General features: G+C 70.4%; 18 protein-coding genes. 16 read left to right on the top strand and 2 right to left on the bottom strand.

Going from position 1 to position 15,860, the window contains the following annotated elements; translation table 11 throughout:
• Positions 1-75: 75 nt before the first annotated feature.
• The gene (locus QM772_RS02420; protein ID WP_415133802.1) at positions 76-1,596 is read right to left on the bottom strand and encodes a helicase HerA-like domain-containing protein; all 1,521 of its coding nucleotides are present in this window, start codon (positions 1,594-1,596) and stop codon (positions 76-78) included.
• Positions 1,597-1,662: 66 nt separating this feature from the next.
• Here QM772_RS02420 and QM772_RS02415 point away from each other — a divergent pair, with 66 nt between their 5' ends.
• The 9 genes from QM772_RS02415 (at position 1,663) to rng (ending at position 9,492) form a co-directional block, all read left to right on the top strand.
• Positions 1,663-2,391 (top strand): YebC/PmpR family DNA-binding transcriptional regulator, encoded by a 729-nt coding sequence (locus QM772_RS02415; protein WP_415133800.1) that lies wholly within the window; start codon positions 1,663-1,665, stop codon positions 2,389-2,391.
• Positions 2,388-3,674, top strand: a complete 1,287-nt coding sequence (purD, locus tag QM772_RS02410; RefSeq protein WP_415133798.1) for a phosphoribosylamine--glycine ligase — start codon at positions 2,388-2,390, stop codon at positions 3,672-3,674. The genes QM772_RS02415 and purD overlap by 4 nt, the downstream gene beginning before the upstream one ends.
• 1 nt (position 3,675) lies before the next feature.
• The gene (gene hemF / locus QM772_RS02405) at positions 3,676-4,581 is read left to right on the top strand and encodes an oxygen-dependent coproporphyrinogen oxidase (RefSeq protein ID WP_415133796.1); all 906 of its coding nucleotides are present in this window, start codon (positions 3,676-3,678) and stop codon (positions 4,579-4,581) included.
• Between the two features lie 171 nt (positions 4,582-4,752).
• Positions 4,753-5,370 (top strand): nicotinate (nicotinamide) nucleotide adenylyltransferase, encoded by a 618-nt coding sequence (gene nadD / locus QM772_RS02400; protein WP_415133794.1) that lies wholly within the window; start codon positions 4,753-4,755, stop codon positions 5,368-5,370.
• Positions 5,371-6,042: a ribosome silencing factor gene (gene rsfS, locus QM772_RS02395; protein WP_415133792.1), complete on the top strand. Its 672-nt coding sequence runs from the start codon at positions 5,371-5,373 to the stop codon at positions 6,040-6,042.
• A complete protein-coding gene (gene rlmH, locus QM772_RS02390; protein ID WP_415133790.1) occupies positions 6,039-6,509 on the top strand; it encodes a 23S rRNA (pseudouridine(1915)-N(3))-methyltransferase RlmH in 471 nt (156 codons plus the stop codon). The genes rsfS and rlmH overlap by 4 nt, the downstream gene beginning before the upstream one ends.
• A gap of 91 nt (positions 6,510-6,600) precedes the next feature.
• The gene (locus tag QM772_RS02385; protein WP_415133788.1) at positions 6,601-7,269 is read left to right on the top strand and encodes a phytanoyl-CoA dioxygenase family protein; all 669 of its coding nucleotides are present in this window, start codon (positions 6,601-6,603) and stop codon (positions 7,267-7,269) included.
• Positions 7,270-7,371: 102 nt separating this feature from the next.
• On the top strand, positions 7,372-7,968 hold the full coding sequence (locus QM772_RS02380) for a Maf family protein (RefSeq protein ID WP_415133786.1): 597 nt from the start codon (positions 7,372-7,374) through the stop codon (positions 7,966-7,968).
• Between the two features lie 33 nt (positions 7,969-8,001).
• Positions 8,002-9,492, top strand: coding sequence for a ribonuclease G (rng, locus tag QM772_RS02375; RefSeq protein ID WP_415133784.1), 1,491 nt, complete (start codon positions 8,002-8,004; stop codon positions 9,490-9,492).
• 63 nt (positions 9,493-9,555) lie between these two features.
• Here the strand turns inward: rng and msbA are convergent, their stop codons facing one another.
• Entirely contained in the window at positions 9,556-11,361 is a 1,806-nt protein-coding gene (gene msbA, locus QM772_RS02370; protein WP_415133782.1) for a lipid A export permease/ATP-binding protein MsbA, read from the bottom strand.
• Positions 11,362-11,526: 165 nt separating this feature from the next.
• Between msbA and tolB the strand changes: the two genes are divergently transcribed.
• The 7 genes from tolB (at position 11,527) to rplI (ending at position 15,783) form a co-directional block, all read left to right on the top strand.
• A complete protein-coding gene (tolB, locus tag QM772_RS02365) occupies positions 11,527-12,825 on the top strand; it encodes a Tol-Pal system beta propeller repeat protein TolB (RefSeq protein WP_415133780.1) in 1,299 nt (432 codons plus the stop codon).
• 55 nt (positions 12,826-12,880) lie between these two features.
• Positions 12,881-13,420, top strand: coding sequence for a peptidoglycan-associated lipoprotein Pal (gene pal, locus QM772_RS02360; protein WP_415133778.1), 540 nt, complete (start codon positions 12,881-12,883; stop codon positions 13,418-13,420).
• 12 nt (positions 13,421-13,432) lie between these two features.
• Positions 13,433-14,227: a tol-pal system protein YbgF gene (gene ybgF / locus QM772_RS02355; RefSeq protein WP_415133776.1), complete on the top strand. Its 795-nt coding sequence runs from the start codon at positions 13,433-13,435 to the stop codon at positions 14,225-14,227.
• Positions 14,228-14,334: 107 nt separating this feature from the next.
• Positions 14,335-14,700 carry a 30S ribosomal protein S6 gene (rpsF, locus tag QM772_RS02350; RefSeq protein ID WP_415133774.1) on the top strand — a complete coding sequence of 122 codons (366 nt, stop codon included), beginning with the start codon at positions 14,335-14,337 and terminating at the stop codon, positions 14,698-14,700.
• Positions 14,697-15,035, top strand: coding sequence for a primosomal replication protein N (gene priB, locus QM772_RS02345; protein WP_415139424.1), 339 nt, complete (start codon positions 14,697-14,699; stop codon positions 15,033-15,035). The genes rpsF and priB overlap by 4 nt, the downstream gene beginning before the upstream one ends.
• Positions 15,036-15,317, top strand: a complete 282-nt coding sequence (rpsR, locus tag QM772_RS02340; RefSeq protein ID WP_415133772.1) for a 30S ribosomal protein S18 — start codon at positions 15,036-15,038, stop codon at positions 15,315-15,317.
• Positions 15,318-15,330: 13 nt separating this feature from the next.
• Positions 15,331-15,783 carry a 50S ribosomal protein L9 gene (rplI, locus tag QM772_RS02335; RefSeq protein WP_415133770.1) on the top strand — a complete coding sequence of 151 codons (453 nt, stop codon included), beginning with the start codon at positions 15,331-15,333 and terminating at the stop codon, positions 15,781-15,783.
• Positions 15,784-15,860: the final 77 nt, after the last annotated feature.

Here is a 15,860-nt window from a genome sequence, read left to right as displayed (position 1 = left end):
GTGGAGAGGTGTTCGTGAAAGCGGATTCTAGGGATCGGATGCTTCGAGCCGATTCACCTTGGCGACGCGGCGCATTCAGCGCCGCTTGCCGCCCAGCAGGCTGCCCAGGGCGCCGCGCACCAGCTCTCGGCCCATGCGGCGCATCTCGCCCTTGACCACGTTCTGCACGATGCCGTCGTACTGGCCGCCGCGCGGGCCGGTGCGGCCGAACAGGGCTTCCTTGAGGGCGGCGCCGGCGCTCCCCAGCAGGCCGCCGTCGTCGGCCGGGGCGGGCGCGGGGGCACCCGGCTTGGCGGGGGCGCCCGGTGCGGCGGTGGCCGCGCCGCCGCGCGCGGCCAGCAGCTCGTAGGCCGATTCGCGGTCCACCGCCTGGTCATACGCGCCGGCCACCAGCGAGCCCTTCACAACCTCGGCGCGCTGGGCGTCGGTGATCGGGCCGATCTGGCTGCCGGGCGGGATGACGAATACGCGCTCGGTCACGCCTGGGCGGCCCTTGGCGTCGAGGAAGCTCACCAGCGCCTCGCCGGTGCCCAGCTCGGTGATGGCGCTCTCGATGTCGAGCCCCGGGTTGGCGCGCATGGTCTGCGCGGTGGCCTTCACCGCCTTCTGGTCGCGCGGGGTGAAGGCGCGCAGCGCGTGCTGCACGCGGTTGCCCAGCTGCGCCAGCACGGTGTCGGGCACGTCGATGGGGTTCTGCGTGACGAAATACACGCCCACGCCCTTGGAGCGCACCAGGCGCACCACCAGCTCGATGCGCTCCAGCAGCACCTTGGGCGCGTCGGCGAACAGCAGATGCGCCTCGTCGAAGAAGAAGACGAACTTGGGCTTCTCGGGGTCGCCCACCTCGGGCAGGTGCTCGAACAGCTCGGACAGCAGCCACAGCAGGAAGCTGGCGTACAGGCGCGGCGCCGTCATCAGCTTGTCGGCCGAGAGGATGTTGACCACGCCCCGGCCCTGCACGGTCTGCATCAGGTCGGCGATGTCGAGCATGGGCTCGCCGAAGAACTTGTCGGCGCCCTGGCTCTCCAGTTGCAGCAGGCCGCGCTGGATGGCGCCGACGCTGGCGGTGCTGATGTTGCCGTACTGGGTGGTGAAGTCCTTGGCGTTCTCGCCCACGTGGGTGAGCATGGCGCGCAGGTCCTTCAGGTCGAGCAGCAGCAGGCCGTTGTCGTCGGCGATCTTGAACACCAGGTTCAGCACACCGGCCTGGGTGTCGTTCAGGTCGAGCATGCGGCCCAGCAGCAGCGGCCCCATGTCGCTGATGGTGGCGCGCACCGGGTGGCCCAGCTCGCCGAACACGTCCCAGAAGGTGACGGGGCAGGCCATGGGCTCGGGCGCGGGCAGGCCGCGCTCCTTCAGCACCTCGGCCAGCTTGCCCTGGATGCTGCCGGCCTGGCTGATACCGGAGAGGTCGCCCTTCACGTCGCTCATGAACACCGGCACGCCGATGCGGCTGAATTCCTCGGCCATCTTCTGCAAGGTCACCGTCTTGCCGGTGCCGGTGGCGCCGGTGATCAGGCCGTGGCGGTTCGCCAGGCCGGGCAGCAGCAGGGATTCGATGTCGCCGTGCTTGGCGATCAGCAGGGGGTCGGCCATGGTGTCGTGTCCATGAAAAGTAAAATCGCTCGATTATCAGACGACTTCTAGAGAAAGCAGGGTTTCATGGCCGGCCACAGCAAATGGGCGAACATCCAGCACCGCAAGGGGCGCCAGGACGAGAAGCGCCAGCGCATCTGGACGCGCGTGGTGCGCGAGATCATGGTGGCGGCGCGCACCGGCGGAGGCGACCCGTCGGCCAACCCGCGCCTGCGCCTGGCCATCGAGAAGGCCAAGGCCGCCAACATGCCGGCCGACACGGTCAAGCGCAACATCGACAAGGCCACCGGCAACCTCGAAGGCGTGAGCTATGAAGAGATCCGCTACGAGGGCTACGGCATCGGCGGCGCCGCCATCATCGTGGACACCATGACGGACAACCGCGTGCGCACCGTGGCCGAGGTGCGCCACGTCTTTTCAAAGTACGGCGGCAACATGGGCACCGAGGGCTCGGTGGCGTTCCAGTTCAGGCACGTGGGCCAACTCGTGTTCGCCCCCGGCGCCAGCGAGGACCAGGTGATGGAAGTGGCGCTGGAAGCCGGTGCCGACGACGTGATCGCCGATGAGGACGGCGCCATCGAGGTGCTGACCGACCCGGCGCAGTTCGAGGCCGTGAAGAACGCGCTGGAGGCCGCCGGCCTGAAGCCCGAGGTGGCCGAGGTGACGATGCGCGCCGAGAACACCATCGACCTGGCCGGCGAGGACGCCGCGCGCATGCAGAAGCTGCTGGACATGATCGAGGACCTGGACGACGTGCAGGACGTGTTCCACAACGCCAACATCGAGCTGGCATGAAAGTCCTGGTGATCGGCGGCGGCGGCCGTGAACACGCGCTGGCCTGGAAGCTGGCGCAATCGCCCAAGGTGCAGCAGGTGTACGTGGCCCCCGGCAACGGCGGCACGGCGCTGTCGCCTACCCTGAAGAACGTGCCCCTCACCGACGTGGCCGCGCTGCGCGACTGGGCGCTGAAGGAAAAGATCGGCCTCACCGTGGTCGGCCCCGAGCAGCCGCTGGCCGCCGGCGTGGTGGACGATTTCCGCGCGCACGGCCTGCGCATCTTCGGCCCCACCCGGGCGGCCGCGCAGCTCGAAAGCTCCAAGGCCTTCAGCAAGGACTTCATGAAGCGCCACGGCATTCCCACCGCGGCCTACGAGACCTTCAGCGACCCGGCCGCCGCGCATGCCTACGTCGATCGCCTGGGCGCGCCCATCGTCGTCAAGGCCGACGGCCTGGCCGCCGGCAAGGGCGTGGTGGTGGCTGCTACAAAAGAAGAAGCGCATGCCGCCATCGACGACATGCTGGGCGGCAACACGCTGGGCGTGGCGCACAACGAAGGCGGCGCGCGCGTGGTGATCGAGGAGTTCCTGGCGGGCGAGGAGGCCAGCTTCATCGTGCTGTGCGACGGCAAGGACGTGGCGGCGCTGGCCACCAGCCAGGACCACAAGCGCCTGAAGGACGGCGACGAGGGCCCCAACACCGGCGGCATGGGCGCGTACTCGCCCGCGCCCGTGGTCACGCCCGACGTGCACGCGCGCGTGATGCGCGACGTGATCCTGCCCACCATCCGCGGCATGGACAAGGACGGCATCCCCTTCACCGGCTTCCTGTACGCCGGCCTGATGATCGACGCCGAAGGCCGGCCGAAGACGCTGGAGTTCAACACCCGCATGGGCGACCCCGAGACGCAGCCCATCATGATGCGGCTGAAGTCCGACCTGGTGGACGTGCTGCTGGCCGCCACCAGCGGCAGGCTTCATGAAGTCGAGCTGCAATGGGACCGCCGCGCCGCCCTGGGCGTGGTGATGGCGGCGGGCGGCTACCCGCTGAACCCCAAGAAGGGCGACCTCATCACCGGCCTGCCCAAGCCGGTCGACGACGCCGTGGTCTTCCACGCCGGCACCGTGGCCGAGGGCGAGCAGGTCAAAACGGCGGGCGGCCGCGTGCTGTGCGTCACCGTGCTGGCCGATTCGGTCAAGCAGGCGCAGGCGCGCGCCTACGACGTGGCGCGCGGCATCCACTTCGACGGCATGCAGTACCGGCGAGACATTGGCCATCGTGCGATCAAGGCCAATCACTGATATGCCGACGATCGATACCGGCGCCGTGCGCGCTTGGCTGGCCGGCCTGCAAGACCGCATCACCGGCGCCATCGAAGCCCTCGACGGCCCGGCCCGGTTCCTCGAAGACCGCTGGCAGAAGGCGCCCGGCGAGCCGCTGCAGGGCGACGGCGTCACGAAGATCCTGGAAGGCGGCGCCGTGTTCGAGCGCGCCGGCGTCGGCTTCTCGCACGTGCGCGGCCCCCGGCTGCCGCCCTCGGCCACGCAGCATCGGCCCGAACTGGCCGGCGCGCCGTTCGAGGCGATGGGCGTGTCGCTGGTGTTCCATCCGCTCAATCCCTACGTGCCCACCGTGCACATGAACGTGCGCATGATCGCGGCCGCCGACGCCTGCTGGTTCGGCGGCGGCATGGACCTGACGCCGTACTACGGCTTCGAGGACGACTGCGTGCACTTCCACGCCGTCTGCCGCGACGCGCTGGCGCCTTTCGGCGGCGACAAGTACCCGCGCTTCAAGCAGTGGTGCGACGAGTACTTCTTCAACAAGCATCGCGGCGAGCCGCGCGGCATCGGCGGCATCTTCTTCGACGACTTCGCCGAGGGTGGGGCGGAGCACGGCTTCGCGCTGATCCGCGCCGTGGGCGATGCCTTCCTGCCCGCCTACCTGCCCATCGTGGAGCGCCGCCGCGCCATGCCCTGGGGCGAGCGCGAGCGCGACCATCAACGCGTGCGGCGCGGCCGCTACGTCGAGTTCAACCTGGTGTGGGACCGCGGCACGCACTTCGGCCTGCAATCGGGCGGGCGCACCGAATCCATCCTGCTCTCCATGCCGCCGCAGGTGGCGTGGCGCTACCAGTACCAGCCCCACCCCGGCTCGCCCGAGGCCGCGCTGACCGAGCGCTTCCTGCCGCCGCGCGCATGGATATGACCCACCCCCGTTGCTCCACGCGCTGCGCGCTGTTACGCCTCCCCCCTCAAGGGGGCGCGCCCGCTGGCCGGGGGAACCCCGGCCAGGAGCGCATTGGCATGGCCTGCTCCGCGGCCTTTGGGCTCTTTGGGGTTCATGCGCTGCGGGTGATGTGCAGCGCTGCGGATTGATATGGGCTTGAATGCCGGTTTATTCGGCGGCGCGTTCGATCCGCCGCACGACGCCCACGTGGCGCTGGCGCGCGCGGCCGTGGCCGAGCTGGCGCTGGACCGCCTGCACGTCGTGCCCACGGGCGACGCCTGGCACAAGTCGCGCCCCCTGAGCCCCGCCGCCGACCGCCTGGCGATGTGCCGGCTGGCCTTCGGCGGCCTGCCGCGCGTGTTCGTCGATGACCGCGAGCTGCGCCGCGACGGCCCCACCTACACCATCGACACGCTCACCGAGCTGCGCGCCCAATACCCCGGCGCCGCGCTGTTCCTGCAGATCGGCGCCGACCAGGCAGCGGCCTTTCACACCTGGCGGCGGGCCCGTGAGATCGTCGCCATAGCTACGGTATCCATAGCTGCTCGCGCAGGACAGACGGGCGCTGAGGGCCAATTTGATCTAAAAAACCCGTTGCCCGGCCTGGCCGTCGATCCGGCCCGCGTGCGCGTGCTCCCCTTGCCCGCCATGCCGCACAGCGCCACCGAGGTGCGCCGCCTGGCGGCCGCGGGGCAGGGCATCGGCCATCTGGTTCCCGCCCCGGTCGCCGGGTATATTGCCGACCACCACCTCTACACACCTGCCTAGATGAGCGAAACCGCCGCCAAGAAAGACGTCCAGAAACTCCAGCGCGCCATCGTCGATGGCCTGGAAGACGTCAAAGCCCAGGACATCCGCGTGTTCAACACCGAGCACCTCTCGCCGCTGTTCGAGCGCGTGATCGTCGCCAGCGGCACCTCCAACCGGCAGACCAAGGCACTGGCCTCCAGCGTGCGCGACAAGGTGCGCGCAGGCGGCTTCCCCAAGCCGCGCATCGAGGGCGAGGACAACGGCGAGTGGATCATCGTGGACTGCGGCGCCGCCGTGGCGCACATCATGCAGCCGGCCATCCGCCAGTACTACCACCTGGAAGAGATCTGGGGCGAGAAGCCGGTGCGGCTGCGCTCCGCTGCGCCTGAAATCAAGAAGAAAACGACTCCAGCGCCCGCCAGCCAAGCGCCCGCAGCTACGAAAAAAGTAGCTGCCAGGAAAGCGCCGGCATCCGCCGCTGCGGGCAAGAAAAACGCCGCCCAGCCGGTCGCGGCCAAGCAGTCGCCCGCCAGGAAATCCGCGCCGCGCAAGACCGCCGCCAAGAAGGCGGCGCCGCAGAAGGTGCTGGCCGTGAACAAGCCCGCGCCCGCCAAGAAGGCCGCGCCGCGCCAGGCCGCACCGGCCAGGAAAGCCGCTCCGCGCAAGGCTGCGCCCAGCAAGGCCCGATGAAGCTCGTCGTCGCCGCCGTCGGCCAGCGGGTGCCCGGCTGGGCGCAGGCGGCCTGGGACGACTACGCCAAGCGCTTTCCGCCCGAGCTGCGGGTGGAGCTGAAAGCCCTCAAGACCGAGCCGCGCAGCGGCGGCAAGACCACCGCGCAGGTGATGGCGGCCGAGCGCGCGCGCATCGAGGCGGCCATCCCCAGGGGCGCGCACATCGTCGCGCTGGACGAGCGCGGCACCGCGCTGACCACGCCCGCGCTGGCCGCCGCGCTGGCGCGCTGGCAGGGGCAGGGCGGCGACGTGGCGCTGCTCATCGGCGGCCCGGACGGCCTGGAGCCGGCGCTGCGCCAGGCCGCGCACGAGCGCATCCGCCTGTCCGACCTGACGCTGCCGCACGCCATGGTGCGCGTGCTGCTCGTCGAGCAGCTCTACCGCGCCTGGTCGGTGAACGCCGGGCATCCGTACCACCGTGAATAGCGATCCGCATCATCGGCCCGCCGATTCCGGCTGCCGCGCTGCGCCGGAGCCATCGGTTTTGACGGTGGATCTGAGCGCGCAAGGCTATGCCTTGGCCTCGTCGCTGCTTCTGGCGCGTGAAACGCGTGCGCTGAAGCGCCTGCTGCGCCACCCCTTGCCCCACGCGGGCCAGCGCGACCTGCTGGCGCAGCCCTGGTGCGCGGCGCTGGCGGCCCGCGTGCGGCGGCGCCTGGCGGCGCAAGGCGTGCTGGCGGACGATGCGCTGGCCGTGCAGTGCACGCTGTTCGACAAATCCCCCGCGCGCAACTGGCTGGTGGCCTGGCATCAGGACCTGTCGGTGCCCATGCAGGGTAAAACCAACGCACCGGGCTGGCGCGGCTGGTCGGTCAAGCAGGGGGGTGCTTTCTGCCAGCCGCCCGCAGATTTCCTGCAAAGCCTGCTGGCCGTGCGCGTGCACATCGATTCCTGCGGAGCGGGCCACGGGCCATTGCGGGTATTGCCCGCGTCACACCGTTTGGGCCGCTTGCCGGCCGACCAGCGCATCATCCGCACGTTGCGCACCCGGTTGGGCGAAGTGGCCTGCACGGCCGCGGCGGGGGACGCCTTGCTGATGCGCCCCTTGCTCGTGCATGCTTCCTCGCGCATGGCGCCGCAGGGCGCGGACGCCCAGGCAGCCGCTGGCCGGCGCCGGCGCGTGCTGCATTTCGTCTTTGCGCCGCCAGCATTGCCGGCGGGCTTGCGTTGGGCCGTGGCATGCTGACGGTTCCGAAGTGCGTGGCTCGCGGGTCATTCACGCGCGGCCCTGCCTGGGGCGTTGGGCGCGTGGTGCTTCCGTGTCCGCTTTTCCGCTACATGGGTTCAAGTGTCTGATTTCATCTACCTCGCCTCGCAAAGCCCGCGCCGCCGCCAACTGCTGGAGCAGATCGGCGTTGCTCTGGCCCTGCTGCCGCCCGACGACGCCGAGGCCGCCGAGGCGCTGGAGGCCGTGCGCCCCGGCGAGGCGCCGGCCGCCTACGTGCGGCGCGTCACGCGCCTGAAGCTGGCGGACGCGGTGGAGCGCCTGGCGCGCCAGCAGCGCACGCCCGCGCCGGTGCTGTGCGCCGACACCACGGTGGCGCTGGGCCGCCGCATCCTGGGCAAACCGGCAGATGCGGAGGAGGCCGCCGACATGCTGCGCGCACTGTCGGGCGGCACGCACCGCGTGCTCACCTTCGTGGCCGTGCAGGCCGGCGACGCGCGGCACGAGGCGCTGAGCGAATCGCGCGTGCGCTTCGCCCGCCTCGCTGAAGCCGACATCGCCGCCTACGTGGCCAGCGGCGAATGGCAGGGCAAGGCCGGCGCCTACGGCATCCAGGGCCGCGCGGCGGCCTTCGCATGCCACATCAGCGGCAGCTACAGCGGCATCATGGGGCTGCCGCTGTTCGAGACGGCCGCGCTTCTGAAGGAAATCAGGCGCTAGCGCTTACCAGACCTGCGCGGGCAGCTATTCAAAATGCAGCAAGAGATCCTCATCAACTGGTCGCCGCAGGAGACGCGCGTGGCCATCGTCGAGAACGGCGCCGTGCAGGAGGTGCACGTCGAGCGCACGCTGGAGCGCGGGCTGGTCGGCAACATCTACCTGGGCAAGGTGGCGCGCGTGCTGCCGGGCATGCAGTCGGCCTTCGTCGACATCGGGCTGGAGCGCGCGGCCTTCCTGCACGTGGCCGACCTGTGGCAGCGCCCGCTGGAGGGCGAGACGCTGCCGGCGCACCGCCACGGCGCGCCGCCGCGCCCGATCGAGAAGCAGGTGTTCGAGGGCCAGACGCTGATGGTGCAGGTCATCAAGGACCCCATCGGCACCAAGGGCGCGCGCCTGTCCACGCAGATCAGCATCGCCGGGCGCATGCTGGTGTTCCTGCCGCAGGACGAGCATGTGGGCGTGTCGCAGAAGATCCCCGCCGCCCAGCGCGACGCGCTGCGCGCCCGCGTGCAGGCGCTGGCCCAGGCGGCGGCCGAGGGTGCCAAGCCGGGCGGCTACATCCTGCGCACGAACGCCGAGGATGCGGAGGACGCCGAGCTGGCCGAGGACATCGCCTACCTGCGCAAGGCCTGGGCGCGCATCCGCGAAGCCTCGGTGCAGCAGCCGCCCGCCAGCCTGCTGCACCAGGACCTGAGCCTGCTGCAGCGCGTGCTGCGCGACATGGCGGGCGAGCACACCAGCACCATCCGCATCGACTCCACCGAGCAGTTCCACGTGCTGATGGCCTTCGGGCGCGAATACATGCCCGCCGCCGCCGCGCGCTTGCAGCACTACAAGGGCGAGCGGCCGATCTTCGACCTGTATTCGGTGGACGAGGAAGTCACCAAGGCACTGGGCCGGCGTGTGGACCTGAAGTCGGGCGGCTACCTCATCATCGACCAGACCGAGGCGCTGACCACCATCGACGTCAACACCGGCGGCTTCGTCGGCGCGCGCAACTTCGACGACACGGTCTTCAAGACCAACCTGGAGGCGGCGCAGGCCATCGCCCGCCAGCTGCGGCTGCGCAACCTGGGCGGCATCGTCATCATCGACTTCATCGACATGGCGCAGCCCGAGCATCAGCAGGCCGTGCTGGCCGAGTTCCGCAAGCAGCTCGCGCGCGACCGCGTGAAGACGCAGGTGGGCAGCTTCTCGCCGCTGGGCCTGGTGGAGATGACGCGCAAGCGCACGCGCGAATCGCTGGCGCAGCTGCTGTGCGAGCCCTGCGAGCAGTGCCAGGGTGCCGGCCGCGTGCGCACGGCGCGCACCGTGGCCTACGACATCCTGCGCGAGCTGCTGCGCGAGGCGCGCCAGTTCAACCCCAGGGAATTCCGCGTGGTGGCCGCGCCCGCCGTGGTGGACATGCTGCTGGACGAGGAGAGCACGCACCTGGCGGGGCTGTCGGACTTCATCGGCAAGCCCATCTCGCTGCAAGCCGAGAGCAGCATCGGGCCGGACCGCTACGACATCGTGCTGTTGTAGTTTCCATAAAAGAGGCTTCCAGCGCCCGCCAGACAAGCGCTGGAAGCTATGCAATAAGTAGCATCAGAGGTCGGGGCCGGGCGTCAGCCTCGCCGCGCTGTGCAGGCGCGCGTACAGCCCGCCCTGGGCCAGCAGCGCCGCGTGCGTGCCCTGCTCGGCGATGCGGCCGCGCTCCATCACGACGATGCGGTCGGCGTGCTCGATGGTCGAGAGCCGGTGCGCGATGACCAGCGTGGTGCGGCCGGCCATGGCGCGCGCCATGGCCTGCTGCACCAGGCGCTCGCTCTCGGTGTCCAGCGCCGAGGTGGCCTCGTCCAGCAGCAGCACCGGCGCATCCTTGTACAGCGCGCGGGCGATCGCCAGGCGCTGGCGCTGCCCGCCCGAGAGCTGCGTGGCGTTGTGGCCCAGCACCGTGTCCATGCCCTGCGGCAGGGTGGCGACGTGGGCGGCCAGGTTGGCGTCTTCCAGGCAGCGCTGCACGCGCGCGCGGTCGATGGCGGGCGCGCCCAGCGCCACGTTGGCGGCCACGGTGTCGTTGAGCATCACCACGTCCTGGCTGACCAGCGCCATCTGCGCGCGCAGCGCGGGCAGCGGCCAGTCGGCCGCGTCGCGGCCGTCCAGCAGCACCTGGCCGGCGCTGGGCGCCACGAAGCGCGGCAGCAGGTTGACCAGCGTCGTCTTGCCGGCGCCGGAGGGGCCGACCAGCGCCACCGTCTCGCCCGCGCGCACTTCGAGGTCGAGCTGGTCCAATGCCGGCGCGCCGTCGGCCGCGTAGGCCACGCTGACGCCGCGCAGCGCGATGTCGCCGCGCGCGCGTGGGGCCGGGCCGCCCGCATCGGCCTCGGCGCCGGGCTCCGGCAGCACCTCGGCCATCAGGTCCAGGCCGCGCTCCAGCGCCGTCAGGCCGCGCGTGACGGGGCCGATCACGTCGGTCAGCCGGCGCAGCGGCTGGACCAGCATCAGCATGGCGCTGATGAAGGCCACGAAGCCGCCCACCGTGATGCTGCGCCCGTCGCTGCTCTGGCCCTGGTAGAGCGCGATGCCGATCACCACCGACAGCGCCACCGCCGCCGCCATCTGCGCCAGCGGCATGGCGCCGGCCGAAGCGCTGGCGGCCTTCACGGTCAGGCCGCGCAGCTTGCGGCTGAGTTCGTCGAAGCGCCGCGCCTGCTGCGCCTGCGCGCCGTGCAGCCGCACCATGCGGTGGGCCAGCACGTTTTCTTCCACCACGTAGGCCAGCTCGTCGGTGGTGGCCTGGCTCTGGCGCGTGTAGCGGTACAGGCGCCGCGACATGGTCTTCATGATCCAGGCGACGATCGGCACCAGCAGGAACACGATCAGCGTCAGCGACCAGTTCAAATAGAACAGGTAGGCCAGCAGCGCCAGCACGGTGAAGCTGTCGCGCGCCAGGTTGAGCAGCGCGGTGACCAGCAGGGTGGCGCCGGTCTGCACCTCGTACACGATGGTGTTGGAGAGCTGGCTGGCCGACTGGCGTGAGAACAGCGCGAGGTCGGCCGTCAGCAGGCGGTCGAACAGCTGGCGCCGCAGCTTGACCATGCCCTCGCTGGCGATGCGCGCCAGCGCGTACTGGCTGCCGAAGTGGGCGAAGCCGCGCAGCGCGAACAGCCCGACGATGGCCAGCGGCACCGCCCAGACCGGCAGGCTGCCCTGGGTGAACCCCTCGTCCAGCAGCGGCTTGAGCAGCATCGGTACCGACGCCTCGGTCAGCGCGCTGACCAGCGAGCCGATGACGGCGATGGCCCAGCCCAGCCGGTACTCGCGGAAATACGTCCACAGCCGCAGCAGGCGGTCCTTGAGCGGGCGCTCGGCGGCGGTCGATGGTGGGGGCGGGGCGGGGTGGTCGGGCATCGGCTGCGGCGATTCTACGAACGCGGCGGGAACTTCGGCCGTGCGCCCATGGACCAATGCACAGTTTGAAACGCGGCGACATGCCGGCTTGCTACCATTGGCGGCTTTTCAGGGCAGGGCGGCGCCCCTTCTCTCCTGCCGGGACCGATCCGCCGCATTCTGGACATGAACTTGCCATCCGATCCGATTTCCCCCCCCAACCCTGTTCGCCGCGCCCTGCTGGGCGCGCTGGCCGTGGCGCCCGCGCTGCCGGCCTGGGCGCAGTTCCGCGTCGAAGTGTCCGGCGTCGGCCTGACGCAGCTGCCCATCGCGCTGGTGCCGTTCCGCGGCGAGGACGCCGCGCCGCAGAAGATCAGCGCCATCATCCGCGCCGACCTGGAGCGCAGCGGCCGGTTCCGCCCCGTCGATGCCGCCGGCCAGTCGATGGACGAGACCACCCGCCCCGACATGTCGGTCTGGCGCCAGCGCACCGCCGACGCCCTGGCCGGCGGCAGCGCCAGCCGCCTGCCCGACGGCCGCTGGGACGTGCGCTTCCGCCTGTGGGACGTGGTGCGCGGCCAGGACCTGGGCGGCCAGGGCTACGTAGTGCCGCAGGCCGATTTGCGGCTGGCGGCGCACAAGATCGCCGACTACATCTACGAGAAGCTCACCGGCGAGAAGGGCGTGTTCTCCACCCGCCTGGCCTACGTCACCAAGGGCGGCAGCCGCTACACGCTGTGGGTGGCCGACTCCGACGGCGAGAACGCCCAGCCCGCGCTCTCCAGCCCCGAGCCCATCATCTCGCCCACCTGGTCGCCCAGCGGCGCGCAGCTGGCCTACGTGTCGTTCGAGTCGCGCAAGCCGGTCATCTACGTGCACGACGTGTCCACCGGGCGCCGGCGCCTGCTGGCCAACTTCAAGGGCTCCAACAGCGCGCCCGCTTGGTCGCCCGACGGCCGCAGCCTGGCCGTTACGCTGTCGCGCGACGGCGGCTCGCAGCTGTACCTGATCAGCGCCAGCGGCGGCGAGCCGCGCCGGCTCACGCAGTCGCAGAGCATCGACACCGAGCCCGCCTTCTCGCCCGACGGCAGCACCATCTACTTCGTCAGCGACCGCGGCGGCGCGCCGCAGATCTACCGCATGCCGGCCAGCGGCGGCAATGCGCAGCGCGTCACCTTCAGCGGCGGCTACAACGTGTCGCCCGCCATCAGCCCCGACGGCCGCTGGCTGGCCTACATCTCACGCACCGGCGGCTACAAACTGCACGTGATGGAACTCTCTTCGGGCAACGTGGCCGCGTTGACCGACACCGCCGAGGACGAGAACCCCAGTTTCGCGCCCAACAGCCGGTTGATCGTCTACGCCACCCGCCAGGGCGGCCGCGAGGCCCTGATGACCACTACGCTCGACGGCAAGATCAAGGCCCGCCTGGCCGGGCAGGGCGGCGACATCCGCGAGCCCTCGTGGGGGCCGTTCCAGCGTTGAATTTCCGGGCCCGCGGGGCGGGCCTTCCATTTCGTATCAATCCAGGAGAGCAGAGATGATGAAGCGTTATCTGATGGTGGCCGCGCTGGCCGTGGTGTTGGCCGGTTGCGGCTCCAACGTCAAGATGGACCCGCCCGTCGAGGGCAGCCCCACCACCGGCGCCAGCGCGGGCGCCGGTGCAGGCGCAACCGGGCAGGGCACGGGCGAGAGCACCGTCACGCAGGTGCAGGCCGGCGGCCCTGGTGCCGACGCGCAGGGTCCGGTGGGCGTGGGTCGCGTGATCCTGTTCGACTTCGACAGCTTCACCGTCAAGCCCGAATACCAGGGCCTGGTGGACCAGCACGCTCGCTTCTTGCAGGCCAACAAGGGCCGCGGCGTGTCGCTGGAAGGTCATACCGACGAGCGCGGCAGCCGCGAATACAACCTGGCGCTGGGCCAGAAGCGCGCCGAGGCCGTGCGCCGCGCGCTGACCCTGGTGGGCGCCGGCGACGCGCAGATCGAGGCCGTGAGCTTCGGCGAGGAGAAGCCCGCCGCCACCGGCTCCAGCGAGGACGCCTATTCGCAGAACCGCCGCGTCGAGCTGCGCTACCGCTGAGCGAAGGCTTCCATGATCAGGACTTCGCTCAGGGCCGGCGTGCTGGCCGTGGCGGCGCTGGCCGCCGCGCAGGGCGCGCAGGCGCAGCTTTTCGGCGACGACCAGGCGCGCCAGGCCATCCTGGACCTGCGCCAGCGCTTCGACCAGGCGGTGACGGCGCAGAACCGGCTGGTGGACGAGAACGCGCAGTTGCGCCGCGGCATGCTCGACTTGCAGCAGCAGATCGAGTCGCTGCGCGGCGAGCTGGCGCGCTCGCGCGGCCAGGAGGAGCAGCTCACGCGCGACATCGGCGAGCTGCGCCAGAAGCTGACCGCGCAGCAGACGCTGGAGGAGCGCCTGCAGAAGCTGGAGGCCGGCGAGGCGGCGCGCGCCGCCGATCCGTCGGCCCAGGCGTCGGCGCCCCCGCAGGGCGGCGAACCCGCTGCCGCGTCCGGCGGCGAGAAGCAGGAGTACGACGCCGCGCTGGCGGTGTTCCGTGCGGGTGACTTCAAGGGCTCGCAGACCGGCTTCGCCAACTTCATCAAGCGCTACCCGCGCAGCACGCTGGCGCCGTCGGCACTGTTCTGGCTGGGCAATGCGCAGTACGCCACGCGCGACTACAAGGAAGCCATCACCAACTTCCGCTCGCTGCTGACGGCCGCGCCCAACCACCAGCGCGCGCCCGAGGCCATGCTGTCCATCGCCAACTGCCAGATCGAGCTGAAGGACACGCGCGCCGCCCGCGCCACGCTGGATTCGCTGGTCAAGACGTACCCGCAGTCCGAGGCCGCGCAGGCCGGCCGCGAACGCCTGTCGCGCCTGAAATGACGGCCCGGCTATAATCCCGGGTTCCCTTGCCGCACCCCGATCTGACGCCGGGGGCGGCTTTTGCTTTGCGCGAAAGCTCAAAGCGCCTTCATCCACAAGGAGAGTCCATGCGTCACTATGAAATCATTCTGCTGATCCACCCGGATCAAAGCGAGCAGGTTCCGGCCATGCTGGAGCGCTACAAGGGCATGATCACCGCCGGCGGCGGCAAGATCCACCGCGAGGAAGACTGGGGCCGCCGCCAGCTGGCCTACCAGATCAACAAGCTGGCCAAGGCCCACTACCTGTGCCTGAACATCGAGGCCGATCAGGCCGTGATGGGCGAGCTGGAGCACGCCTTCAAGTTCAACGACGCCGTGCTGCGCCACCTGACGGTGCTGCGCAAGAAGGCCGACACCGGCCCGTCCTCGATGATGAAGACCGTCGAGCGCGAAGAGGCCCGCAAGGCCCAGCAGGCGGAGGCCAGCCACTGACGACCGAACCCGGCGCGCGGGCCGGCGGGGCGAACCAGCTCCGCATCACGGCCTGCATCGCCGAGCTGGGCGCGCCGCGCCTCACGCCCGCCGGGCTGCCCGCCCTCGATCTGCGGCTCGAACACGAGTCGGCGGTGGAGGAGGCGGGGCAGGGCCGGCAGGCGAAGGTGGCGCTCAAGGCGGTGGCGCTGGGCGCCGTCGCCGAGCGGCTCGGCAGGCAGGCGGTCGGCTCCAGCTGGTGCTTCACCGGCTTTCTGGCCAGCCCGCGCAACGGCAAGTCAGTGGTGCTCCACATCCAGGATTTTCAGCAAGACCAGTTTCAAGGAGGCTCTTAAATGGCCACGTTCAAGAAATTCAACAAGGATCGGCGCCCCAAGCGCAACACCCAGTCGCTGCTGTTCAAGCGCAAGCGCTTCTGCCGCTTCACCGTCGCCGGCGTCGAGGAGATCGACTACAAGGACGTCGACACCCTGCGCGACTTCATCGGCGAGAACGGCAAGATCGTGCCCGCGCGCCTGACCGGCACGCGCGCCATCTACCAGCGCCAGCTCAACACCGCCATCAAGCGCGCGCGCTTCCTGGCGCTGCTGCCCTACAGCGACCAGCACCGCGTCTGAAGGAGAAGCCACCATGCAAGTCATTCTTCTGGACAAGGTTGTCAACCTGGGCAACCTGGGCGAGATCGTCAAGGTCAAGGACGGGTATGCCCGCAACTTCCTGATCCCCAGCGGCCGCGCCCGCCGCGCCACCGAGGCCGCCAAGGCCGAGTTCGAGGCCCGCCGCGCCGAGCTGGAGAAGCAGGCCGCCGAGAAGCTGGCCGCCGCGCAAGCCGTGGGCGAGAAGCTGAACGGCCAGACCGTCAAGCTGACGCAGAAGGCCGGCGTCGACGGCCGCCTGTTCGGCTCGGTCACCAACCACGACATCGCCGACGAGCTGAAGAAGCAGGGCTTCGACGTGCACAAGTCGCAGGTGCGCCTGCCCAGCGGCCCGATCAAGACCGTGGGCGACACCACCGTGTCCGTGTCCCTGCACACCGATGTGGACGCCGAGATCACCGTGGCCGTCTACGGCGAAACCGCCTGACGCCTGTTGATCCCGCGCGCAAGGCCGCCCCATGGGCGGCCTTGTCGTTTGGCGCGCCGATTTGCGCACCGCTTTTC

The organism is Ottowia sp., from assembly GCF_047601385.1.
Classification (GTDB): domain Bacteria; phylum Pseudomonadota; class Gammaproteobacteria; order Burkholderiales; family Burkholderiaceae_C; genus Ottowia.
Note: the sequence above shows the minus strand (reverse complement) of the source record. Positions and strands in the feature narration are given on the sequence as shown.

Excerpts from the sequence above, each read along its gene's own strand:
- msbA (WP_415133782.1), bottom strand. The coding sequence starts at position 11,361 with ATGCCCGACCACCCCGCCCCGCCCCCACCATCGACCGCCGCCGAGCGC.
- purD (WP_415133798.1), top strand. The coding sequence starts at position 2,388 with ATGAAAGTCCTGGTGATCGGCGGCGGCGGCCGTGAACACGCGCTGGCC.
- tolB (WP_415133780.1), top strand. The coding sequence starts at position 11,527 with ATGAACTTGCCATCCGATCCGATTTCCCCCCCCAACCCTGTTCGCCGC.
- pal (WP_415133778.1), top strand. The coding sequence starts at position 12,881 with ATGATGAAGCGTTATCTGATGGTGGCCGCGCTGGCCGTGGTGTTGGCC.
- rng (WP_415133784.1), top strand. The coding sequence starts at position 8,002 with ATGCAGCAAGAGATCCTCATCAACTGGTCGCCGCAGGAGACGCGCGTG.
- QM772_RS02420 (WP_415133802.1), bottom strand. The coding sequence starts at position 1,596 with ATGGCCGACCCCCTGCTGATCGCCAAGCACGGCGACATCGAATCCCTG.
- rplI (WP_415133770.1), top strand. The coding sequence starts at position 15,331 with ATGCAAGTCATTCTTCTGGACAAGGTTGTCAACCTGGGCAACCTGGGC.
- QM772_RS02415 (WP_415133800.1), top strand. The coding sequence starts at position 1,663 with ATGGCCGGCCACAGCAAATGGGCGAACATCCAGCACCGCAAGGGGCGC.
- hemF (WP_415133796.1), top strand. The coding sequence starts at position 3,676 with ATGCCGACGATCGATACCGGCGCCGTGCGCGCTTGGCTGGCCGGCCTG.
- rlmH (WP_415133790.1), top strand. The coding sequence starts at position 6,039 with ATGAAGCTCGTCGTCGCCGCCGTCGGCCAGCGGGTGCCCGGCTGGGCG.
- ybgF (WP_415133776.1), top strand. The coding sequence starts at position 13,433 with ATGATCAGGACTTCGCTCAGGGCCGGCGTGCTGGCCGTGGCGGCGCTG.
- rsfS (WP_415133792.1), top strand. The coding sequence starts at position 5,371 with ATGAGCGAAACCGCCGCCAAGAAAGACGTCCAGAAACTCCAGCGCGCC.
- nadD (WP_415133794.1), top strand. The coding sequence starts at position 4,753 with ATGGGCTTGAATGCCGGTTTATTCGGCGGCGCGTTCGATCCGCCGCAC.
- rpsR (WP_415133772.1), top strand. The coding sequence starts at position 15,036 with ATGGCCACGTTCAAGAAATTCAACAAGGATCGGCGCCCCAAGCGCAAC.
- rpsF (WP_415133774.1), top strand. The coding sequence starts at position 14,335 with ATGCGTCACTATGAAATCATTCTGCTGATCCACCCGGATCAAAGCGAG.